This is a genomic window from Flavobacterium sp. (genome assembly GCF_044369455.1).
Classification (GTDB): domain Bacteria; phylum Bacteroidota; class Bacteroidia; order Flavobacteriales; family Flavobacteriaceae; genus Flavobacterium.
In genome coordinates this window covers 150947-175152 of the sequence record NZ_JBIPLW010000001.1, presented here as the reverse complement: position 1 = coordinate 175152, position 24206 = coordinate 150947, and the positions used below count along the sequence as shown (strand labels likewise).

The 24206-nt window shown below is 32.7% G+C and carries 18 protein-coding genes and 1 tRNA gene; 7 read left to right on the top strand and 12 right to left on the bottom strand.

The window, feature by feature from the left end; all coding sequences use genetic code 11:
* Nucleotides 1–24 precede the first annotated feature (24 nt).
* A complete protein-coding gene (gene dnaG / locus ACIQ2L_RS00770; RefSeq protein ID WP_396155471.1) occupies nucleotides 25–2019 on the top strand; it encodes a DNA primase in 1995 nt (664 codons plus the stop codon).
* A gap of 166 nt (nucleotides 2020–2185) precedes the next feature.
* On the opposite strand, the gene ACIQ2L_RS00765 is transcribed toward dnaG, so the two are convergent.
* From ACIQ2L_RS00765 to ACIQ2L_RS00735, 7 genes are all read right to left on the bottom strand, one after another.
* Nucleotides 2186–4276: a peptidylprolyl isomerase gene (locus ACIQ2L_RS00765; protein WP_396155469.1), complete on the bottom strand. Its 2091-nt coding sequence runs from the start codon at nucleotides 4274–4276 to the stop codon at nucleotides 2186–2188.
* 108 nt (nucleotides 4277–4384) lie between these two features.
* On the bottom strand, nucleotides 4385–5644 hold the full coding sequence (locus ACIQ2L_RS00760) for a hemolysin family protein (protein WP_396155467.1): 1260 nt from the start codon (nucleotides 5642–5644) through the stop codon (nucleotides 4385–4387).
* A 3-nt stretch (nucleotides 5645–5647) separates the two neighbouring features.
* Entirely contained in the window at nucleotides 5648–5839 is a 192-nt protein-coding gene (locus ACIQ2L_RS00755; protein ID WP_396155465.1) for a hypothetical protein, read from the bottom strand.
* A 5-nt stretch (nucleotides 5840–5844) separates the two neighbouring features.
* On the bottom strand, nucleotides 5845–6393 hold the full coding sequence (gene lptC, locus ACIQ2L_RS00750) for an LPS export ABC transporter periplasmic protein LptC (RefSeq protein WP_396155463.1): 549 nt from the start codon (nucleotides 6391–6393) through the stop codon (nucleotides 5845–5847).
* Entirely contained in the window at nucleotides 6393–7661 is a 1269-nt protein-coding gene (locus ACIQ2L_RS00745; RefSeq protein WP_396155461.1) for a tetratricopeptide repeat protein, read from the bottom strand. Before ACIQ2L_RS00745 ends, lptC begins: the two co-directional genes overlap by 1 nt.
* Nucleotides 7662–7673: 12 nt before the next feature.
* Complete coding sequence (locus ACIQ2L_RS00740) at nucleotides 7674–8945, bottom strand: hypothetical protein (protein ID WP_396155459.1); 1272 nt, start codon at nucleotides 8943–8945, stop codon at nucleotides 7674–7676.
* Complete coding sequence (locus ACIQ2L_RS00735; RefSeq protein WP_396155457.1) at nucleotides 8942–9670, bottom strand: type III pantothenate kinase; 729 nt, start codon at nucleotides 9668–9670, stop codon at nucleotides 8942–8944. Before ACIQ2L_RS00735 ends, ACIQ2L_RS00740 begins: the two co-directional genes overlap by 4 nt.
* Nucleotides 9671–9767: 97 nt before the next feature.
* Here ACIQ2L_RS00735 and ACIQ2L_RS00730 point away from each other — a divergent pair.
* The 5 genes from ACIQ2L_RS00730 (at nucleotide 9768) to ACIQ2L_RS00710 (ending at nucleotide 15651) form a co-directional block, all read left to right on the top strand.
* Nucleotides 9768–9840, top strand: a tRNA-Phe gene (locus tag ACIQ2L_RS00730).
* Nucleotides 9841–10034: 194 nt separating this feature from the next.
* Nucleotides 10035–11711 (top strand): peptide MFS transporter, encoded by a 1677-nt coding sequence (locus ACIQ2L_RS00725; RefSeq protein WP_396155455.1) that lies wholly within the window; start codon nucleotides 10035–10037, stop codon nucleotides 11709–11711.
* Nucleotides 11712–11783: 72 nt separating this feature from the next.
* Nucleotides 11784–13295 carry a peptide MFS transporter gene (locus tag ACIQ2L_RS00720; RefSeq protein WP_396155453.1) on the top strand — a complete coding sequence of 504 codons (1512 nt, stop codon included), beginning with the start codon at nucleotides 11784–11786 and terminating at the stop codon, nucleotides 13293–13295.
* 10 nt (nucleotides 13296–13305) lie between these two features.
* A complete protein-coding gene (locus ACIQ2L_RS00715) occupies nucleotides 13306–15111 on the top strand; it encodes a peptide MFS transporter (protein WP_396155451.1) in 1806 nt (601 codons plus the stop codon).
* Between the two features lie 51 nt (nucleotides 15112–15162).
* The gene (locus tag ACIQ2L_RS00710; RefSeq protein WP_396155449.1) at nucleotides 15163–15651 is read left to right on the top strand and encodes a thioredoxin family protein; all 489 of its coding nucleotides are present in this window, start codon (nucleotides 15163–15165) and stop codon (nucleotides 15649–15651) included.
* Here ACIQ2L_RS00710 and ACIQ2L_RS00705 read toward each other — a convergent pair.
* The 4 genes from ACIQ2L_RS00705 to surE form a co-directional block, all read right to left on the bottom strand.
* A complete protein-coding gene (locus tag ACIQ2L_RS00705) occupies nucleotides 15648–17606 on the bottom strand; it encodes a ComEC/Rec2 family competence protein (protein WP_396155447.1) in 1959 nt (652 codons plus the stop codon). The genes ACIQ2L_RS00710 and ACIQ2L_RS00705 overlap by 4 nt on opposite strands.
* A 115-nt stretch (nucleotides 17607–17721) precedes the next feature.
* Nucleotides 17722–18339 carry a C40 family peptidase gene (locus tag ACIQ2L_RS00700; RefSeq protein WP_396155445.1) on the bottom strand — a complete coding sequence of 206 codons (618 nt, stop codon included), beginning with the start codon at nucleotides 18337–18339 and terminating at the stop codon, nucleotides 17722–17724.
* A 47-nt stretch (nucleotides 18340–18386) separates the two neighbouring features.
* A complete protein-coding gene (gene lpxB, locus ACIQ2L_RS00695) occupies nucleotides 18387–19499 on the bottom strand; it encodes a lipid-A-disaccharide synthase (RefSeq protein ID WP_396155443.1) in 1113 nt (370 codons plus the stop codon).
* Nucleotides 19500–19619: 120 nt separating this feature from the next.
* Nucleotides 19620–20390: a 5'/3'-nucleotidase SurE gene (surE, locus tag ACIQ2L_RS00690; RefSeq protein WP_396155441.1), complete on the bottom strand. Its 771-nt coding sequence runs from the start codon at nucleotides 20388–20390 to the stop codon at nucleotides 19620–19622.
* Between the two features lie 205 nt (nucleotides 20391–20595).
* Here surE and ACIQ2L_RS00685 point away from each other — a divergent pair, with 205 nt between their 5' ends.
* Nucleotides 20596–22866, top strand: coding sequence for a carboxy terminal-processing peptidase (locus tag ACIQ2L_RS00685; RefSeq protein ID WP_396155439.1), 2271 nt, complete (start codon nucleotides 20596–20598; stop codon nucleotides 22864–22866).
* A gap of 74 nt (nucleotides 22867–22940) precedes the next feature.
* Here the strand turns inward: ACIQ2L_RS00685 and rodA are convergent, their stop codons facing one another.
* Entirely contained in the window at nucleotides 22941–24200 is a 1260-nt protein-coding gene (rodA, locus tag ACIQ2L_RS00680) for a rod shape-determining protein RodA (RefSeq protein ID WP_396155437.1), read from the bottom strand.
* Between the last annotated feature and the right edge of the window lie 6 nt (nucleotides 24201–24206).

Here is a 24206-nt window from a genome sequence, read left to right as displayed (position 1 = left end):
CTTAAACAATTTTAAACTAAAGATTTGATATCTAGAGAAACCATCGATAAAGTTTTTGAAACTGCGCGGGTGGAAGAAGTCATTGGCGATTTCGTCCAACTAAAGCGTGCCGGAAGTAATTACAAAGGATTGAGTCCGTTTTCGGATGAACGTTCTCCTTCGTTTATGGTATCGCCTGTGAAACAAATTTGGAAAGATTTTAGTTCGGGTAAAGGCGGAAGTGTGGTGACTTTTTTAATGGAGCATGAGCATTTTACCTATCCGGAAGCCATTCGGTTTTTGGCCAATAAATACAATATCGAAATAGAAGAAACCGAAACGTCTCAAGAAGATAAAATGGAGGCCAATGAAAAAGAAAGCATGTATTTGGTTTCTGAATTTGCCAAAACCTATTTTCAAGAAACACTTTTAAATTCTGAAGAAGGCAAAGCCATTGGATTAACCTATTTTAAAGAAAGAGGATTTACCAATCAAACTATTGCCAAATTTGGATTAGGTTATTCACCCGAAACATGGGACGCTTTTACAAAAGAAGCACTGTCTAAAGGGTACCAATTAGAATTTTTAGAAAAAGTTGGATTAACCATCACTAGAGAAGACGGCAAACATTTTGATCGTTTTAAAGGAAGAGTGATGTTTCCCATTCAAAGTTTGTCGGGTAGAAATTTAGGATTTGGAGGTAGAATTTTAACCAATGATAAAAAAGCAGCCAAATACCTCAATTCACCTGAGAGCGAAATCTATCATAAAAGCAAAGTGCTTTACGGAATTTTTCATGCCAAACAAGCCATTGCCAAACAAAATAATTGTTATTTGGTGGAAGGATATACTGATGTAATTCAATTGCATCAAGCCGGAATTGAGAATGTCGTTGCTTCTTCGGGTACCGCTTTAACTCCCGATCAAATTAGATTAATTAATCGATTGACCAAAAACATCACGGTACTTTTTGATGGTGATGCTGCTGGACTTCGAGCTTCCATTCGTGGTATCGATTTGATTTTGGAAGAAGGAATGAACGTAAAAGTGTGTACTTTCCCTGATGGCGATGATCCCGATAGTTTTGCTCGAAAAAATTCGTATGAAGATTTGGTTTTTTATTTAGAAAATAATGCCAAAGATTTTATTCAGTTCAAAGCTTCATTATTGATGAATGAAGCGAATAATGACCCAATCAAAAAAGCCGATTTGATTCGCGATATGGTGGTGAGTATTTCTAAAATTAATAACACAATAAGTAGAGAATCTTATATCCGAGAATGTTCAAGAATAATGGATGTTTCGGAACAGGTTCTTTTAAATACTTTAAAACAAATTGATGTAAAGAACAAAGATGACTTAAATAAAAAGTTAAAGCAGAGCCAAAATGCTGATGGAATTCGTAAAGTAGAAGACAATCCTAATGATATAAAAGTTGTTTTTGAAGTAGATATTAAATTTGAATTAGAACGTAAGATTATCGAAATGCTATTGCTTTATGGTTCTCAAGAAGCTGATTTTGATGATTTTATTTTGAAAGCGAATGAAGAAGGTGAAATGATAGAAGAGAAAGAAACCAATACTGTTAGAGTTCATCAACGGATTTATTTGAGTTTACATGAAGACGAAGTTGAATTGGCTAATCCTTTATTCAAAGAAATCTACAACGATTTGATTGAATATTATAATCAAAACGAGTCATTTAATATTGAACATTATTTGATGCAATTATCGCCAGAACATTCCCAAGTAGTTACCGATATTTTGATGTTAGAAGAAAAAGAGTTACTTCATAACTGGGAGGCAAAAAATATATATGTAAAAAGTAAAAATCAAAATGTAAGTCAATATGTTTCTGAAACTATTGTTTCGTTGAGAGAATACCTAATCAATAAATTAATTATGGATTTGATGAATAGTTACAGTGCAAATGAAGCTGAAAATGATTTAGAAGAACTAAAAGCAACCATCAATGATTATAACAAGTTAAAAGTAAATCTGACCAATAAAATAGGTAGAATACGATCAACTTATCTGTAAAAAAAACACACTTTTGTCATTCCGACGAAGGAGGAATCACATTATGATAGCTTTTGTATATGAGATTCCTTCTTCGTCGGAACGACAAATAATAACACTACGTATCTTTTAAACAAAAAAATCCTGCTTAAACTAAACAGGATTTTTTATTTGATAAGTGGTACTATTAATAAAACTCTGCTCTGTTATCTTGAATATCAGCATCGTTTTTCAACGCTGGCATAACTCTTCCTGAGTAGTTTGTTACTTGTTGTTTTATTTTTGTAACATACTCATCATATTTCTGAATTTTTGGCGCTTTTGTTACCGCTTTCGTATTTACTACAAATACACCAGCATTTCCTTCAATAGGTTTTGAAAGCTGACCAATTTTAGAAGTAAATGCATTTCCCACTACTTTAGGTTCAAAACCGGCACCAGGAACGTTTGGATTTTCGATAGTTAAATCAATAGCATTCACTACAGTTACTTTATTAGTAGCAGCGATAGCATCTAAAGACGCACCTTTCATTTTGGCAATAATTTTAGCAGCTTTCTTTTTGTTTTTCAATATGTTTTCAACCTGTGGTCTTGCTTCATCTACAGACATTAACCCTTTTCCATTAATGCTTTTTAGTTTAGCAATGACGTGACCAACATTTACAACTTCAAAACGTTTTACGCTCCCAATTTTGGTATCGCCTTCAAAAGCCCATTTCACGATTTGTCTTTGATTGCTTATAGATCCAAAACTTTCGTCAATAGCTTTTACTCTCACTGCAGGATTTGAAGTTAACTTCTTTTGTTTTACTAAAGCAGCAAAATCTTTATTTGCAGCGTCCATTTCAAATTTAGTTGCTTCTGTATAAGTTTTGTCATTTGTAGCTTCAGATGGTTGAATTTTTTGAGCAATGGTTGCTAATTTAACAGCATCTTGTTTGTCAGTTACATTAATAATGTGGTAACCAAATTGCGTTTCTACCAATCCAATTTTTCCAACGGGATTATTAAAAGCAAAATCATTAAACGGTTTAACCATTTGCCCAGGAGCAAAATAGCCTAAATCACCACCTTGGTTAGCAGATGAATCATCCGAATTTGACATGGCTAACATCATAAACATTCCGGGATTAGCTAACGCTTGAGCTAACAAACCATCTGCTTTAGCTTTGGCTTGTTCTTTAGTTCTTTTTTCTTTTTTGTTTGGAACTTGTGTTCCTTCCCAACTAATTAAGATATGACTTGCTTTTACTTTTGCACCCGATTTTCTGCCTAAAGATTTTGATATACAATAGTAGTTCTCTTTCATATAGGGACCAAAAACTTCTCCAGTAGGTAAGTTAAACAATTGATCTGCAAATGCAGCAGGTAAATCTTGTTTAGCAATGTAAGTAGAATCAAAAGGAACATCTGAATTTGCATTTACAAAATCACCATTGTTTGTTACCAATTTGAAACCTTGAATAGTATCATTTTTACCATCTTTAAATTCTACATGTGTAGTTAGTAATTTATCAATGTTAGATTTAATTTCAGCTTCATCCTGAGCAGATGGTTTTTCTTGAATTAAAACATAATCCAATTCACGTGACTCTTCCGATTTGAATTTTTTCTCCTTGGTTTTCATGTAAGCAAGGATTTCATCATCGGTTACTTTTACATCGCTATCTTTTATGGATGCATATTGCACCATGACAAAGTCAAAGTTAACTTTATTGGTTTCGGATTCGTATTTGAATTTTCCTTCGCTTGCAGTAGTATACATAGCACCTTTTACCAAAGAATTATAGATTTGATATTTTGCGTTTAACTCAGCATTTTTCTCTTCCTCTCTTAACATTTTTATCCCTTCTGGAATTGCTTTGAAATAATCCTTAAACTTGTTTAAATCAAATTTACCTACTGCATTCAAAAACGATGGGTTTTGAGCATATCGTTGGTCTGCTTTCAACACTTCAAGAATGTGTTTTTCACCTACTCTGATGCCAAGTTTTTCAAATTCAGCTGCAAGTAACGCTATGTTTACTTCTTGACTCCAAACTTGATTTGAAGCTTGCATAGAAGTCATGTTCTGACCTTGAGCATTTTTTTCTGTATTTGCAACTTTAACTCTAAATTCGTCAAAAGAAATATCTTTGCCATTTACAGAACCTACATCAGTAGAGACGCTTTTCATTCCACTGTTAAATAAATCTTGTATTACAAAAGCCAATAAAGCAAAACCGATTGCTAATAAAAGTAATCCCGAACGATTTCTAATTTTTGATAAAACTGCCATTTCTATTTTTTGTTAATTTTATTTCAGTTTGCGAAAATACAATTATATGTCTAATAACAAAACACACAACCTCATAATTTCGTTTAAATGTGGAATTTTTACGAGAAATTAATCCATTACGGTCATTTTTACTAATTCGATTTTCTTATTTGTCGCTTCTTCAATGATAAATTGAAAGTTACCGATGTTAATTTGATGTCCTTTTTGTGGAATTTCTTTAGAAAAATCTACAATGAATCCACCTAAAGTTCCATAAGAATCATTTTCAGGGATATTGAGTTTGTATTCTTCGTTGAGGTATTCTACGTCTAGTCGTGTCGAAAAAAGGTACGTTACTTCATCTACTTTCGTTTCAATTAATTCTTCGTCGGAATCGTGTTCATCTTCAATTTCTCCAAACAGTTCTTCGACAATATCTTCTATAGTTACAATTCCAGAGGTGCCGCCATATTCATCCAAAATCACAGCGACACTTTTTCGTTTTTTGGTTAACAAATTCATAGCATCTTTGATTAAAATTGTCTCTGGAACAAATTCGACAGGAATCATAATAGACTTAATACTTCTTGGTTTTTTAAACAATTCAAATGAATGAACATAACCCACAATATCGTCAAGTGTATTAATATAAATCAGAATTTTAGAATATCCAGTTTTAATAAAAAGGTCTCTTATATCGACCACAGAGCTATACAAATCAACGGCAACCAGTTCAGTTCGCGGCGTCATAATATCTCTAGCTTTCACTCCCGAAAATTCCAAAGCATTTTGAAAAATCTGAATTTCTGAGTCTACAGTTTCGTGGTCTTGAACAGAATTCATTTGTTCAGAAATATAGTTACCTAATTCTACTTTGCTAAATGAAAGATTAATTTGGTCGCCTTCTGTTTTGAAGAATTTTCGCAATACAAAATCCGATATCCAGATCAAAAATGAAGAAATGTAATAAAAAAGTTTGTAGAAAAAATAGGCTGGTACTGCAAAAATTTTGATAAAACTGTTGGCATAAATTTGAAAAAATACCTTTGGCAAAAATTCCGAAGTCATCAAAACAATCAACGTTGAAATCGTCGTTTGTAACAATAAATTAGAAAAAGGAGTGAGAGTAAGGCCTACGCTTTCAAACCAACGCATTAACAAATCGCCCATAAAAAAGCCATAGACAACCATTGAAATATTATTGCCAACAAGCATGGTGGCAATGAATTTAGATGGTTTTTGAGTAAGTTTTGTTAAAATTTTAGAAATAAAATCATCTTGTTTTTTCTCAATTTCAAGATAAATTTTATTTGAGGAAACAAAGGCGATTTCCATTCCAGAGAAAAAAGCGGAAAGTATCAAGCATAGAATGATTACTCCGATTTCCATGAATTAGGGTTTTTTATTTCTTTCTTCAAATTTTTTAGCAAATCTTCTTCTAAAGAAAAAAAGAAAAAGACAAACAGCAGCAAACATGCCGCTGATAGTGTAGCTTTGATGAGAGCTCCATTCTACGAATGCATTAATTGTAAATAGAATTCCAGCAAGTAAATAAGCGTATTGGGTAAATTTTAAATAGTTCATAGTTATTATTCAGATTGAATTTCTCCTGATATTTTTTGTGAATTTACTTTTTTGAAATCTTTGCTAAAATCAATTCCTTCTCCATAAGAAACTCCTTTAGATGAGGTAAATTTAAACTTTTTTTCGGTATAAAACCATTCATTCTTTTGGTCGTAGTACAATTGCTCCGTTTCAAGCATTTCACCGTTTTGATTCGATATTTTTACGTTGTTTTGCAAATCGATTAGATTGGTAGTTTTATGTGATACTGCATACTTGGCGTCAATATAGGTTTGCTTGCCGTTTTTATCAAAGAGTGTTAAATGGATTCCTTTTGGGAATTCGGTAAATGGGTATTCTACAGTGGCATAATCCAACATTTTTGGACTAATAAGAGTAGCGGTAATTCTGCCAGAATCGGTATATTTTAAATTGATTGCATCGGCATCACCACTTGGGGAAAAGGCTGCAAAACCCATTTTCTGAACATCACGAAAATTGCTTTCGCAAGCCATTATTACTAAGCTAAAAAAAGTTAAAAATAAAAAGACGCTATTTTTAGTTAAAAATTTCATTACTTGACAGGAAAGGTAATGGTTTCATTAATCCAACATCCAATGGTTATGGTTTTTCCATTCATTTTGGCTTTAGATATTTCCGATGGTGAAAGTGTTTTTTGAGCAAAATCTTCTACCATTTTATCAGCAGTTGGTTTTAATCGTGGCTCAACAATTCCCGCTTTTTGAGCTGTTTGAATTGCGAGATAATAAACCGCTTTTTTTTCAAAATCGGTTTTTCCACAGTCATTAGATCCGTTACCATAAAGTTGAGCTAAAAACAAATAAGCTTTCCCCATTTTCGGGTCAGCTACCAATGCTTTGTTTAAATATTCCTTTGATTTAGGGAAATCGTTAGCCAATAAGCCAGTTGCAAGAGTGTAAAATAATTTGGCTTTTTCTGTTGGATTGTTTTGTAATTCTGCTGATTCGTTATAGAATTTAATGGCTTCTGGAAATCTTCTTTGTTTGATATTTGCCAACGCCATGAAATACGCTGATTGTTGAGTTACTTTGATGGAATAAAGCTTTTCAGCTAAAGTTTGAAAGATAGGTTTGGCAGCACAATTACCAGAAAGACTAACTAAAGCAGAAGTTATCCAATCATTATTCTCTATATTTTCAGCATAGTTTTTAGTATAAAAATCTGCTAAATTTTCACAAGTTGCGATGTCTTTAATTAATTCATCTATAGCTCTCTGAGCAGTTTTATACTCTATATTTTCAGGTTGCAATCCTTTTAGTTTATTAAGAATAGTATTGAGGGAAGTATATTTTGCTAGAACTAAATTTGGAGTAATTTTTTTATCACCATCATTAAATCTTTCACAACACATACTAAAATAGGTATATATAGCATTGGCATCAGTTACATTTTGGGATGCTTTGGCAAAACCACTATCTAATAAAGAAAAAATTTCTTCTTTGGAATCAATTTTATTTGTGACTAAAGCCATAGCCTTTTTAATTTCAAAATCTGGAATGGCTACTGGGAAGTTCGTATTGTATTGGTCATAAAGTTTTACGATATCGCGAACTGATTTTTCTTTTTCTTCTTGGCTTGCTTTGTCAATTTTGTACTGTAAAATTTGAATTCCATCAATATAAATGGCTTCTGTTTCTTTCGGACAATTTTTCCGAACGTCATTCCAAATATCATATGATTCAGTTATTTTTTTTGCTTGAAGGAATTCCTGATAGGCCTTTGTTTTTGAAGTACAATCTATTTTTTGAGCATTACTATGGGTAACAAACAAAATTCCAAGTAAAAATATAATTACCTTCATAATGTAAAAGTTTTAGTCGTATTTACGTTTCACAAACCATTTATCACTTAAAGATAAACCTACGCTAATGTTGACGTAGTTTTCCTCTACTAAGTTATTATATTTTGTGCCACGTTTGCCAATTTCAAGACCAATATTTATGTTCGAAAAAGTTCCACCTAAAGGCAGTCCTAATCCAAAAGTACCTGCAAAATCAGTAATTGATTTGTTTTGAAGTACTAGACCAGTATTTTCATAACGTAAACCACCACGATATACAACTCTTTTGTAATACTTAGAAAAGGAATTGTAATTAGGAATATAATAGCCACCTAAACTATAACGAATAGAATTTTCAAAAACGGAATCTTCTATATCATTAAAACGATTTGACATCACACTGTTCTGAATAAAACTAATTTCACCACCAATTAACCATTTTTTAACTTGACCAAAGCCAGAACCTATAGAAAGTTTTGACGGGAGTTTAATTGTAGTGTCCTCTATCGGTATTGATTGTATTTCAATTACTCTTACTGCACTTGTGGATAAAAGTTCTATAACTTGAATATCACGAGTATTCCCTAGTGTTAGTTTTGACTCTGGGGTATAAGACAAACTGCTAAAAAAAGTATTTTTTGAGTTTATTTTAGTCTGATATGTTAATCCAAAATCAAAATTCACACCACTTAAGTCAGAAGTGTTATTTTCTCTAGAGCCGTATTGCAAATCAGATTGATATTCCAAATTACTGGTTTCGATCGACCCGAAGTTGTATTGAATATCGGCGCCAATGTTTATTTTCTTTGTAAGCTGATATCCAATACCAACGAAAACTTTGTTAACGCCACCAATTCCATTATATCGTGAAAACTCACTGCGTATAATAGTATTGTTGCTATCTCTAATGTCAGTTACATTTCCTATTTTATACCCAACAGAAGAATATGGCATAAGCCCAAAACCTATACCTAGTTTTCCAACCGGTAACCCAACAACCAAATAGTCTAGTGATGTTCTTCTGGATTTAGCTTCCTGTGTTTCAGTAATGGATTTTGTATTGGCATAGGTTCCACCAATACTAAAACCGGTCAATTTTAAACTTGCAAAATGAGCTGGATTTTGAATATTTATGTGGATACTATCTGGAAAAACTGAGATACTCCCCATGGAGCGGTTTTCAACTGTGCCTTTAAATTTAATATCACCAATTCCGTAAAATGAATAAGGAGAGGATGTGCCTTCTTGTGCAAAAATTGCCAATGAAAAAAGTAAACAGATGTTTACTATAATATTTTTAATCATTTTTGATTGTATTGAAATGTTTGGTTCAAACTTTCAAGCAGAAAATTTGAATTGGCAAATATGGTATTTTTTAATCTCTTAGCCAAAAAATCTGAGTCACCACCCGTTAAAATTATGATAAATTTAGCGTATTGAGTTGCGTAAAGTTCAATAAAGCCATCTATTTCAAAAGCCACACCATTAATTACTCCAGAATGAATAGATTCTTGAGTGGAATTTCCAATAAAGTTATCAGGATATTTTTTATTTAGTAAGGGCAATTTTTCTGTTTGATGATGTAACGATTCATAACGCAATCGAATTCCAGGAGAAATAGCACCACCATGATAATTGTCGTTTTCATCAATAAAATCGTAGGTTATGCAAGTCCCAAGATCAATAATTAATCGGTTTTGATTTGGAAATTGAAGTGTTGCACCAGTTGCTAAAACCATTCTGTCGATACCTAATGTAGTTGGCGTAGCATATAAATTGTTGAAAGGGAATTTAGTTTGATGTGTCATAAAATGGATTTCAACTCTGTGTTTTAGTGTTAAAAAAGCTTCTTCCGAAATAGTTCCAACACTAGAAATAGCTACATGTTGAATTTTATCAAACCGATTTAGAATATTTTCTACTTGAAAAATCAGTTCCTCTTGCGTAAAAATAATAATTTCAACCATCTTATTTTGTTCAAAGACAGCAGCTTTGATTCGGGTATTTCCAACGTCTATAGTTAAAAGCATAATACTATTTTGAAGTGTCAAAGTTACGAATAGTTTTTTTTTAGCATTTGTTTTGGATAAATTAAAAATCGTCCTATATTTGCACCCGCATTAAAAAGGTACCTTAGCTCAGTTGGTAGAGCAATGGACTGAAAATCCATGTGTCCCTGGTTCGATTCCTGGAGGTACCACTTAAACCCATCGCTGAAAAGTTGATGGGTTTTTTGTTTCTAAGAATCTAATTCCCAATCTTTTTCTAAAGTAATGATTTTTTAAAAATTGCATTTAACACAAAAAAGTGCTGTTAATTGTAAATTTTTCACTAAAATTGACAGTTTTTATAAAGAAAATTAAACTATTCAAAACCAAACTAAAACGATAAAAAATGAGTGAAACAGCAGTAAAAACAGGGCATCCAAAAGGACTTTGGGTATTATTTGGAACAGAAATGTGGGAAAGGTTCAACTTCTACGGAATGCGAGCTATCTTAACCTTGTTCCTCGTAAATTCTTTGATGATGAAGGAAGAAGATGCTTCTTTAATTTATGGAGGTTTCTTAGGACTTTGTTATTTAACACCTATGTTGGGCGGGTTCATTTCTGACCGTTTTTTCGGAAATAGAAATTGTATTTTATTGGGTGGATTAATGATGGCATTGGGACAATTTTTATTGTTTTTTAGTGCTTCTGTATTTGGTTCAAATATTAGTTTGGCAAACACCTTAATGTGGTCAGCATTGGGAATTATCATTTTTGGTAATGGATTTTTCAAACCAAATATTTCAAGTATGGTAGGTAGTTTGTATCCTAAACAAGAAAAATCAAAGCTAGATACTGCCTTTACTATTTTCTATATGGGAATTAATTTAGGTGCTTTCTTAGGTCAATTAATTTGCCCAATTGTAGGTGATGTAAAAGATGCCGATGGAATTAGAGACATTCACGCATTTAAATGGGGATTCCTAGCAGCCTCAATGGCAATGTTAATAGGAACAGCCGTGTTCTACTTCTTAAAAAACAAATATGTAATTACTCCAGAAGGAAGACCTCTTGGTGGTTTGCCAAAACATAATATTTCTGATGATTATGAAGAAGGTGAATCTCAAAAAGCTGTTTTCTCTCAAAAAGCTTTGCTTGGAGCTGTTGTTTCTTTCTTCGTTTTAGGAGCTATTTTTCACTACGTAGTCGATCAAAACTGGATATACACTGTAATCTATTCAAGTGGTATTACATTAGCTGGATTAATTATCTCCGATTCCTCTTTAACTAAAGTAGAAAGAGATAGAATTTTGGTTATTTATATTGTTGCCTTCTTTGTGATTTTCTTCTGGGCTGCATTCGAGCAAGCAGGTTCTTCATTAACTTTTATTGCCGACAATCAATGCGACAGAAACTTCTTTGGCTACAACATGCCACCATCGATGGTACAAATTTTTAACGGGTTATTTGTTGTTGCTTTTGCAGTTCCGTTTAGCATGCTTTGGGATTATCTAAGAAGTAAAGGCAGAGAGCCAATTTCTCCTGTTAAACAAGCCGTTGGTTTAGCATTGATTGCCTTAAGTTATTTTATCATTGCTTATAATGTAAAAGATTTGGGTAATAGCGGATTATTAGCTATCAAATGGTTAATCCTTTTATATTTAATTCAAACCGCAGCAGAATTGTGCTTATCTCCAATTGGCTTGTCATTAGTTGGTAAACTATCTCCAAAACGTTTCTCTTCTTTATTGTATGGAGTGTTCTTTTTATCAAACGCATCAGGATACGCATTAGCTGGTACTTTGGGTTCTATCTTACCAGCAACTGGAGATAAGTTTAAAAAAGCCTCTGAACTTGGAGTTGATTTGCAGGCTGTTCTTGATAAAAAAATCACACCAACAGCTGAACAATTAAAAGTTTTGGCAGACAATCAAATTTCTGACCATTATCCTAATTTTGCTGGTTTTGAAATTCATAACCTTTTTGAATTCTTTATGGTGTTTGTAATTCTTACCGGACTTGCAGCTGTAATTCTGATGGCATTAACGCCTAAGTTGAAAAAAATGATGCATGGCGTTCGCTAGTCATCTTTAAAAATAATTTTATATCTTTCAAACCTCCAATTTGCCTTGGAGGTTTTTAAATTTTAAACACAAATGGAACAAAATCTGACTTTAGATCAAATTCAAAATTTTAAGGGTAAATACCCAAAGCAATTGTGGTATTTATTTTTCTCAGAAATGTGGGAACGTTTTTGTTTTTACGGCATGCGTGGTATGTTAGCCGTTTTTATGGTTAACGTATTGGTAATGGATGAAAAAACAGCTAACCTGCAATATGGCGCAACGCAAGCTTGGGTATACGCTTTTACGTTCATAGGAGGATTATTTGCTGATAAAATTTTAGGGTTAAGAAAGTCACTTTTTTGGGGAGGAATCCTGATGATTATTGGAAGTGTTATTCTTGCTATCGATCCCAAAAATTTCTTTTTTATAGGTATTGGATTTACCATTGTTGGAACTGGTTTTTTTAAGCCAAATATTTCATCCATGGTAGGGCAATTATACAAAGAAGACGATCCAAGAAGGGATGCTGGTTTTTCTTTCTTCTACATGGGAGTTAATCTCGGAGCTCTTATAGGAGGATATATTTGTATCGCTGTAGCAGAAGGCTCTTTATGGCAATCATTAGTTCCTGAAAATCTTCGTTGGAATGTTGGATTCGGATTTGCCGCTGTTGTAATGATAATTAGCCTCTTAACCTTTACCCAAACACAAAAAAGTCTTGGGATAATTGGATTATCACCTCTAAAAGATGTATTGGATTCAAAAAGAAAACAATTAGAAATTGTAACTTATTTGGGTTCGCTATTAATCATTCCGGTAATTATTGTAATGGTTGCCAATACGATTTATACCGATTATTTTATGATGATAATTGGGCCTGCATCCATACTGTATTTGTTTTATGAAATGAAGAATTTCTCAGCTGTAGAAAACAAAAAATTATTGGCTGCATTAGTATTTATTATTTTCTCTATTTTCTTTTGGGCATTTTTTGAACAAAGTGGAGGTTCTTTGAGTTTATTCGCAGCAAATAATTTGAATAACGAAATTTTAGGGGTTCAATTAAGTCCAAATGGAGTTAATAATTCTGCTAATTCATTTTTTGTAATAGGATTTGCAGCCCTAGTTGGATTGGTTTGGTTGTGGATGGCTAAAAGAAAAATTGAGCCAAATACTGTGATCAAATTCGGACTGGCATTCTTATTTCTTGCCGCCGGTTTTTGGATTTTCTATTACACTAAGTTCTTTGCCGACTTAAACGGAAGAACTTCATTAGGGATTTTTACCTTCGGTTGGTTCATCATTACATTCGGGGAGTTGTGTCTATCACCAATTGGGATGAGCGCCATGACCAAATTATCGCCACAAAAGACGCAAGCAGTTATTATGGGTATGTGGTTTTTGGCTAGTGCTTACGGACAATATTTCGCAGGATTGTTAGGGGCGAACATTGCAGAAGCCTCCGAAAATGCAACCAACAAGGATAAATTAAATGTATATGCTGATGGATATTACCAATTAGCTATATATGCTTTGATTGCTGGAGTGATTTTATTACTGATTTCTCCACTCGTTAAAAAACTAATGCAAGGCGTTAAATAAACCAATTTATATGAATCAAAATTCAACCGATCAGTTTTTTAAAAGTACTGTTTTAGGGCATCCTTCAGGATTATTCGTTTTGTTTTTTACAGAAATGTGGGAACGATTTTCATTCTACGGAATGCGCTCTTTGTTAATCTTATTTCTAACATCATCTGTAGTTGATGGAGGATGGGCTTGGACCCGAGAAAATGCTTCAGCATTGTTTGGGTCGTATGTTGGATTAGTCTATTTATCAACCATGCTTGGCGGTTATTTTGCGGATAAAGTTATTGGATTCCGTTGGGCAGTAATGCTTGGGGCATTACTAATGACTATGGGACATGCTGCTATGGCAGTTGAAACTCATTTTTCAATTTACTTAGGTTTGGTTTTACTAGTTTTCGGAAACGGATTTTTCAAACCCAATATGGTTTCTATTATTTCTGAAATGTACAAAGACCGACCTGAGAAAAAAGATGGAGCGTACACCTTATTTTACATGGGTGTTAATGCCGGAGCATTTTTTGGGATTTTACTTTGTGGGTATTTGGGAGAAAAAGTAGGCTGGGGCTATGGTTTTGGTTTGGCCGGAATTTTTATGTTTTTCGGAATGATACAATTTTGGTTGTCTCAAAGCATCTTTGGCGACATCGGACTAAAACCGAATAAGGAAAGCAAAGCAATAAAAGAAGCTTTAGATGATGATAAAAGAAATCCCTTTACGGCTTGGCAATTAATTGTTATTGGCATTTCGGTTACCTTAGGTTTACTATGGATAATCAATGCGCCAGCATCTAAAATATCAAAAGGGGAAATCGATGTCTTTGCATTTTTGGGAAGTAATGGAAATGCAATTGCAATTTTGACTGCCTTAGTTCTTTTTATCATTTTATTGATTTATCGATTTACACAATATTCTAAAATCACTAGAGAAAAATTAGTGGCAGTGACCTTTTTTGCTTTCTTAGCAATCTTCTTTTGGGCCATATTTGAACAATCACCTAATAGTTTAACTATTTTTGCAAAGGATTATACCGATAGGGTTTTACAAGGAAGTTGGAGTACTATTTTCCTAGTTGTCAATTCTTTGATTACTATTTTACCTTTAGCTATTATTACTTGGTTAATGTTGAAGATGTTTAAACAAACGTTTAAAAAATATGCTGTTGCTAGTTTAATTTTGAGTTTAAGTTTTATTATCATCTGGAGTATTGCTATTTGGATGTTGCTTAAAGATTTTTATACTGCTGGAATAGTATCTTTTTCAGATAGCACACTAGTATTATTGAAAATTGATAAAGTATCAGTGCCTCTTACCGAAGTTCCCGCAACGTGGTTTTCTACTTTAAATTCTTTGTTTATTATATCTTTGGCACCTTTATTTTCTAAATGGTGGGAAAGTAAGTACAATCCAAGAGCCAACGTAAAATATGGAATTGGAATGTTGTTTCTTGGCATAGGAATGGCTTGTGTTGCAATAGGAGCCACAGGAATTGAACCAGGAGCAAAAACGGCATCAGTAAGTATGATTTGGCTTATTTTAGTATACCTTTTTTACACGATGGGAGAATTGTGTATTTCACCCGTTGGATTGTCTTACGTAAGTAAATTAGTGCCCGCTCGAATGATAGCATTTATGTTTGGAGTTTGGTATTTAGCGGTAGCCATAGGTATGAAAGGAGCAGGAATTTTTGGCGAAAATATAGATGCCATAGCCAATGAGCATGGGTTAAGTTATTTCTTTTGGCTATTAACAATTATTTCTGTGGCAGTTGCCTTATTGTCTATACTAATGTCACCAATAATTAAAAAATTCATGCATGGTGTCAGATAGATGACATTTATTTGGCATTCTTTTTGTTATATTTGAAAAAAATTTAGAACAATGAAAAAAATAGCAATTACTTTATTTTTAGTCTTGGGTTCCTTAACAATACAAGCACAAGAGCTAACATGGCAAACGGATATGAACAAAGCTTTAGAGATTTCTAAAAAATCTAAAAAGCCATTATTTTTATTTTTCACAGGAAGTGATTGGTGCGGATGGTGCATACGTTTACAAAAGGAAGTATTCAAAACACCAGAATTTGCAAAATGGGCAAAAGACAATGTCGTTCTTGTTGAATTAGATTTTCCAAGAAGTACACCACAACAGCCCGAAATTAAAAAACAAAATGCAGAATTGCAACAAACTTTTCAAGTACAAGGTTATCCAACAGTTTGGTTCGTAAGTGGTTCAAAAAAAGCCGGAAAAATTAATCTTGAAAAAATAGGAAGTACAGGGTATCTTGCCGGTGGACCATCAGCATGGTTAGCTGCCGCTGATAAAATTTTAGCGAACAAACCCACAAAAACGGCTTATACAACAAATTAAAGCTTATAAAATCCCTTTTCATTAGTATTGTGAAAAGGGATTTTTTCTTTTCTGCAGGTTGCTTCCCATAACCGAATATAACTCTTGTAATTAGATCCGTCAACGATAACTTCTTTTGGCTTGTAAACGTTAAGTAAGCGTTGAATGTTTAATTTTGGGGATTGTATTATTACTATAATATCAGGGTTTATTTTCTTAGGAAAAATACACATGCTATCAATAATCAACACTTTTTGGTTTTTGAAATACATGAAATTTTCTAATTTTTTTTTATTTGTGATTTGACAAAAATTACCAACTAAATAGGATTGTATTACTAAATCGTTTGTAGTGTTTTCTAATAGACTATCATTACTATATACGGTTACACCGTCACCGTTTCTTTCCGTAATTAGTGTGTTTTTCTTGTAATTGAACACAATTAATTCTTCCTTGTTTAAGGTTTCCTTTTTTTGAAAAATAAAGATACTTTGTAAAAGGATTACACTCAAAAAAACGAAAACAAGTTGCTTAAATTCAGGCTTTTTAATCCAAAGAATCACTAGAATAATAACGAGATAAGAACCGATAAGCATTTCTTTTGAAAACGAAATGTTTTTTATGACAAAGCTGTCGATTGAAGCTACCAAATGAATAATTTCATTAAGAAGTTTAATCAGAAATTCAATTGGCACGGCAATAAAAACAGGAACAGTTTCAAAAGTGGCAATTAATATAGCAACAACTCCAACGGCCATTATTATTCCCAATAAAGGAAGAATAAGCAAATTAGTTATAAAAAATAATCCAGGGAATTGATGGAAATAGTAAATACTTAATGGCATAGCACCAATTTGAGCGGCAAAGGAAACGGTAATAATATTCCAAATATATTTAATAATCTTGTTTTTTGGCGACCAAATGTTCGACAAAATAGGTTGTAACCAAAGGATAAAAAACAATGCGAGATAACTTAATTGGAAACCAACATCAAACAAAAAAGAAGGTTTAAATAATAAAATCAAGAGCATTGAGACCAGTAACGTGTGATAAATAGTAACGGTTCTTCTTAAATGAACCCCAATTGCAATAAATGAAAACATTGTGGTAGAACGTACTATTGACGGAGATAAACCAGCCAAAACAGCAAAAGCCCAAAGCGATACAACGATAATCAATAATTTAAATAGTGAACCTTTTCTTGAGTTTCCGATTGGTTTTAGTAGAAAGGTAATAAAGAGTAAAATGAATCCTACATGTAATCCAGAAACAGATAAAACATGTACCGCACCAGCATATTGATAATCTTTAAGTGTTTCGGGTGAAATGTCTTGTTGTTGCCCTAAAATTAATGCATTTAGTACATTCAGTTCTTCTTTCGAAATATCAGAATGTTCTAAGTTTGAGATAATAGTTTCCCTAAAATTGGAAAAACTTGCCCATAAGCTTGACTCATAATTTTCAACTGTAATTTGTTTATGTTTAGTATAAACCTGAGCATATATTTCTTGATTTTCGAGATATTTTCCATAATCAAACAAATTAGGGTTTTGTGGATTTCTATTTTTAAAAATGGTTCCATTTACTTGTAGCAGTTCTCCAATTTTTAGATTTGTAATCCTATTTGCCTTAGAAATATTTAAAATAATTTTTCCAAAACTGCTCTGTCCATCAAGTATTTTTATTTGGCCAACATAGCGGTTGTTTTTTGCATTGTTTTTTAATTTTTCAACCAATAATAAATGCATCTTATGAGGTTTTTCATAATCTTTAATTTGATTGATATAATGGCTTTGGCTTCGGTTTTCCTTATGAATTAAAGCTGTAGAAATTCCCGTTAAGATTGAAGTTAAAACAACAAAAAAGCCAAAAACATAGCTAATAGAATTATGCTTTTGACTGTAAAAATAAAACACAAATAATCCGATTAGATTAAGTGTTACTGCGATAAATACGAATACAGAATTACTACTCACTATTCGAAATAAAAGTATCCCAAATAGAAATCCAATAAAAATCTTCGTTAACGGAAACTGTACTATTTTCACATAATATAATTACGCAAAAATTCAGTTAATTGTGGGAGGGAAATTATTCTATAATTCTGTTAATCTGTTTAAATGTTCTCTCGTAATACGATTCTTTTAACGAGGAGATAATCACACCACTTTGGGTTGAAGAATGGATGAACTTTATATCATCTCCGTTTATCTCTACAATCATGCCAACATGGTTTATCCTTTTTTGACCTCTATTAATAAAGAAAATTAAATCGCCTTTTTTAGCTTCACTTATGTTTATTTGAGTTCCAACCTCTGCCATATCATGTGAAGAACGAGGAAGTAAGATGTCAAACTTACTGAATGTTGCATACATTAATCCGGAACAATCAAAACCGTTTGTTGTTGTTCCTCCTCCACGATATACGATTCCTAAATTATCAGAGGCAACATTTATAAGCTGCTTAACTATATAGCTTTCATTTTCAGTATCAATAAAAATATCATCTTCATTTTTATCGTTAAGATATTTTTTTTTTCTAGAATCGGGTTTCTTTGGGTCAGTAATAGAATTTTTTACGGTATCATTTGAAACCAAATAAAGAATTTCATTTTTTTTATTTAAAATAGAATCAAACAAACCATTTGCCGCAAATGTACTGCCTGAGCAAACAATCGAGAGAATGACTATTTTAAGTATGTTTTTCATTTATTTATATATAAAAACAAATATACTTTTTTTAAAACTAAAAACAACTAATTCAGTTCTTTTAAGATTAATTTGGCTGTTTTTTCACTTGCACCTATACCGCCAAGTTTTGATTCTAAATCGTCATATTTTTTTAACAAAGCTTCTCTATGTTTACTATCTAATAGTTTTGAAAGCTCTATTTTTAGGTTTTTAGAATTGAATTTTTCTTGAATTAGTTCAGTAACCACTTCTTCATTCATAATTAAATTCACTAACGAAATATATTTAAGTGTAATGATTCTTTTAGCAATTTGGTAGGATGCCCAGCTTCCTTTATAACAAACTACTTCTGGAACTTTAAATAAAGCAGTTTCCAGAGTTGCAGTTCCTGATGTCACCAAAGCAGCGGTTGCGGTACTTAATAAATCATAAGTCTTATTTGAAACGAATTTTACGTTTTTATTGTTTAAGAATTGTTCATAGAAATGATATTCCTGACTTGGAGCACCAGCAATTACAAATTGATACGCTGGAAAATCACTAACAATACTAAGCATAACACTGAGCATTTTTGAAATTTCTTGTTTTCTGCTTCCGGGAAGTAAAGCAATGATGGGTCTTTCGTCTAGATTGTTTTCTTTTCGAAATAAAGTATTTTCTTTTTTTGATCGATTATGAATTGCGTCAATTAGTGGATGACCTACAAATTCAACTGGGAAGTGATGTTTTACTTCAAAAAAATCTTTCTCAAAAGGAAGAATTACAAATAATTTATCAAAATCTCTTTTTACGGCTTTTATGCGATTTTCTTTCCAAGCCCAAATTTGTGGTGCAATATAGTAGTGCGTTTTTATCCCTCTTAATTTAGCCCATTTGGCAATCCGCATGTTGAAACCAGGATAGTCAATAAAAATAATCACATCGGGACTAAACTTTTCGATATCCGCTTTACAAATTTTTATATTATTTAAAATGGTTTTTAAATTCATCACAACTTCGGCAAAACCCATAAACGCTAATTCTTTATAATGCTTTACCAAAGTTCCTCCTTCACTTTGCATTAATTCGCCACCCCAAAAACGAATATCAGCTTTTGCATCTTCTTTATAAAGTGCTTTCATCAAGTTAGAACCATGTAAATCTCCCGAAGCTTCGCCAGCAATGATATAATATTTCATTTTACGTATGTTTATTTGATATTAGTGTAAAATGCAGTCGCTAATGCTCGTGTCATTTTTTGCTTGTTTATTTTTTTTGGTAAAAAATGCAGTCGCTAACGCTCGTGTTATAGTTATAAATTAAAAATCCCAAGAATTCAATTGCTGAATGGCATGATGAGCTGTTAAATCATACTGAACCGGAACAATAGAGATGTATCCATTAGAAAGTGCCCATTCATCGGTGTCTTCGCCCTTGTCTTGGTTGACAAATTCTCCAGTTAACCAATAATAATCTTTGCCATAAGGGGTTTTTCTTTTGTCGAATTTTTCCATCCAAATAGCTTTCGCTTGGCGACATATTTTAATTCCTTTGATTTCGTTGGATTTTAACTTTGGAAAGTTAACATTCAAAATCGTGCCTTCGGGTAATCTCTTGTTTAATACTTCCACAGCAATTTTTTTGATAAAGGGTTTTATTTGCTCAAAATCAGCATTCCAATCATAATCCAAAAGCGAAAAACCAATAGCTGGAATTCCTTCAATTCCTGCCTCCACAGCAGCGCTCATCGTTCCCGAATAAATAACGTTTATTGACGAATTGGAGCCGTGATTCACACCTGAAACACATAAATCAGGTTTCATTTTCAACAATTCGTTAACTGCCAATTTTACACAATCAACAGGAGTACCAGAACAACTATATTCTGTAATTGCTGCATTTTCTGTAGAAATTTTATTTAAATACAGAGTACTGTTTATAGTAATAGCATGTCCCATGGCACTTTGTGGACTGTCTGGGGCAACTACAATAACATTTCCAATTTCTGACATAACCGCGATAAGCGCACGTATTCCTGGAGCATTTATTCCGTCGTCATTGGTAATTAAAATGGTTGGTTTGTCGGGCATATTTTTAAATTAGATACTATAGCATAGTTTTTGTGTGTTAATGCTGCAGGCAAAATTAAACTATTTTTAAGATTTTATAAGCTGCATTTTAATAACTTTGAGCCAGTATGCCATGCAAATCAATGGCATTAGTGATTTTTAACAAAAATTTATCGGAACAACAAATTCTTAAATTATAATTTTGTCTACTTTAGACCAATAATTAATGAATAAAATACTTCAATTTATGAAAAGGAACTATAAAATACTTCTGGTAATAATAGCTTTAGCTATTGGTTTATGGAGTTTTATACCAAAAGAAAAATCTTCTGACCCAGAGAAAGATAAAATGCTGATTGAATTATTAACCTTTGTTATCGAAAAAGGGCATTATAATCCAGCGAAAATTGACGATACATTTTCAAAAGGAATCTATAAAGATTACATTAATGCATTAGATCCATCAAAACGATTCTTTTTACAATCGGATATTGATGAATTTGCTAAATATGAAACTCAAATTGACGATCAAATTATCAATAAAGAGTTGACTTTTTTTGATTTGACGTATTCTCGTTTAATGAAAAGAATGGAAGAATCTAAAGGATATTACAAAATAGCTTTAGATAAACCTTTTGATTACAAAAAAACGGAATCTATCAATACAGATTATGAAAAGTTACCTTTTGCTGTAAACACGCAAGAGTTAAAAGAAAGATGGCGTTTGCAAGTGAAGCTTTCAACGTTATCTTCTTTGGTTGAAAAACAAAAGTTGGAGGAAGATTTGGTTAAGGATAAAAGCAAAACGCTAGACGAAAAACTGAAAACGTATAGAGAATCAATGGGAGATAAAATCACTCCTGAACTAGAAAAGAAATTTATTGCTGATACAGAGAAAAAGAAAAATCAAGCACCAAAATCGTATGAGCAGTTAGAAAAAGAGACGAGAGAAAGTACGTTAACTTCCTTGAATGACAATTTTAATTTTATTAAAGATTTGGATAGAGAAGATTGGTTTTCTATTTATGTAAATGCCATAGCATCGCGTTTTGACCCACACACTTCTTACTTTGGAGCAAGTGAAAAAGAGAAGTTTGATGTAAGTATGAGTGGTAAATTTGATGGAATAGGTGCTCGTTTACAGAAGAAAAATGATTTTACTGAAATCACCGAACTAATATCGGGTGGGCCAGCATGGAGAGGGAAACAACTTGAAGCGGGCGATACTGTTTTGAAAGTTGCTCAAGCTGATGCTGAGCCAGTTGATGTAGTTGGAATGCGTTTGGATGATGTTGTTAAGAAAATAAAGGGACCAAGAGGAACGGAAGTTCGTTTAACCGTAAAAAAACAAGATGGAACAATAAAAGTAATCAGTATCGTCAGAGATCAGGTAGAGGTTGAAGAGACTTACGTAAAATCGAGTGTTGTAGAGAAAGACGGATTCAAATACGGAATTATTTATCTGCCTAAATTCTACATTGATTTTGAAGATCAAAACAGTCGTGATGCCGGTAAAGACGTAGCTATTGAAGTAGAGCGTTTAAAAAAAGAAGGCGTTCAAGGAATCGTGATGGATGTTAGAGATAATGGTGGTGGTTCGTTAAAAACGGTAGTAGACATTGCTGGATTGTTCATCAGTCAAGGACCAATCGTTCAGATTAAGTCGGCAGCTGGAAAAAAAGAAGTATTGTTTGACAGAGATGCCAAAGTGCAATGGGATGGTCCATTGGTAGTTATGATTAACGAATTTTCAGCTTCGGCTTCAGAGATTTTAGCTGCAGCAATTCAAGATTACAAACGTGGCGTAGTTATAGGAAGTAAACAATCTTACGGAAAAGGAACGGTTCAAAATGTTATCGATTTGAATCAGTTTGTTCGCGGAAGTACTTATGGTGATTTAGGGGCATTGAAAACGACTACTCAAAAATTTTATAGAATAAATGGTGGTTCTACACAGTTAGAAGGAGTAAAAAGTGACGTTGCTATTCCGGATCGCTATTCGTATCTTAAAATGGGTGAAAAAGATATTGAAAATGCCATGCCTTGGGATAAGATAGATGCAGCGGATTACAAAATTTGGGACAAACAAAACAATTTTGATTTAGCCATTCAAAAAAGTAAAGAACGAATGAGTAATAACGCTCAGTTGAACCTGATTGATGATAATGCTAAATGGTTAGACCAGCGAAATAAAGAGACTGTTTATAGTTTGAATATTGATAAATTTAAAGCAGAACAAAAAGCATTGGATGAAAAAAACAAAAAATACAAACCAATTTTAGATTATAAAAATGCTTTTGATTTCAATTCACTTCCTTATGAAGTTGAAGAAACTAACAAAGATTCAGTGTTAAAAGAGAAGCGCGACAGATGGCACGAAAGTTTATCAAAAGACATTTATATTGAAGAAGCAATTCATATTTTGAATGATTTGCAAACAGAGAATACCAAAGGATTAACTACAAAAGTTAAGAAGGATAAATTAGTAAAATCATAATTTGATTGTGTTTTATTTTAAAAAAGGAAAGCCACCAATTGGTGGCTTTCCTTTTTTTATCGTAATCGATTCAATTACCATTCATTTACTTTATTGGCATCCATTTTCAAAAAGATAAAAAGTAAAATGGTAAACCCCCATAATCCAGAACCTCCATAAGAGAAGAACGGAAGCGGCACTCCAATAGTTGGGAAAATTCCAGCAACCATAGCAATATTTACAAAAAAGTGTATGAATAAAATTCCGGCAACGCAATAGCCGTAGACCCGACTGAACTTTGTTTTCTGGCGTTCCGCCAAGTAAATAATTCGCATTATCAAACCAACAAAAAGTGAAATTACAAGAATGGAACCTAGAAAACCCCATTCCTCACCAACAGTTGTGAAAATATAATCAGAATGTTGCTCTGGTACAAATCCACCTTTAGTTTGGGTTCCCTCAAGATATCCTTTTCCAAATAAACCACCAGATCCAATGGCAATTTCTGATTGATTGGTGTTGTAACCGATACCTTTCATATCTACTTCTTTTCCGAGCAGAATATTGAAACGATCACGATGATGCTGTTTAAAAACATTTTCAAAAACATAATTAACCGAAAAGGCAAATCCACTTACTGAAATAAAAATTATGGCGCTGGCAATCCAATTACGATTAATGATTCTGCTTCTCAAGTAAATTAAAATTATAACCAATAAAGCAATGCCGGATAAAACTAAAGGTTTAATAATTAAGGCAAGAACAAAAAGAAGTAATGCTATAAATCCTGTCCATAAGTACCATGAAGGCAAGCCTTCTCTATAAAGTACCAAGATAAAAACACTAAAAATCAAAGCACTTCCGGGGTCATGTACTGCAATCATTGCCATTGGGAGGAAGATTATTCCAAGTGCCTGAATCTGTCTGTTTATATCTTTTAGATTAATTTGGACATCACTCAAATATTTAGCTAATGCTAAAGAAGTTGCCGCCTTTACAAACTCAGATGGTTGTAATCCAAAGGAGCCAAAAGAATACCAATTGGCTTGTCCTTTGACAGTTTTCCCAAATACAAATAAACCAGCTAAAGCTAATAATCCGATAATATAAATAACACTTGAGAATTTTTCATAAAATTTTCCGTCTACAGAGAGTACAATAAATATCAACGGAAAGGAAAGTACAATGAACAAGAATTGCTTACCATAAATTTGTGAGATATCAAAGATGGAAGTCTCATCGGGAACAGAAGATAATGAGGATGAATAAATATTGAGCCAACCTAAAATTACCATAGTAATATAGATGCCGATGCTGATCCAGTCCAAATTATTTGTTACACTTTGATTTTTCATTTACTT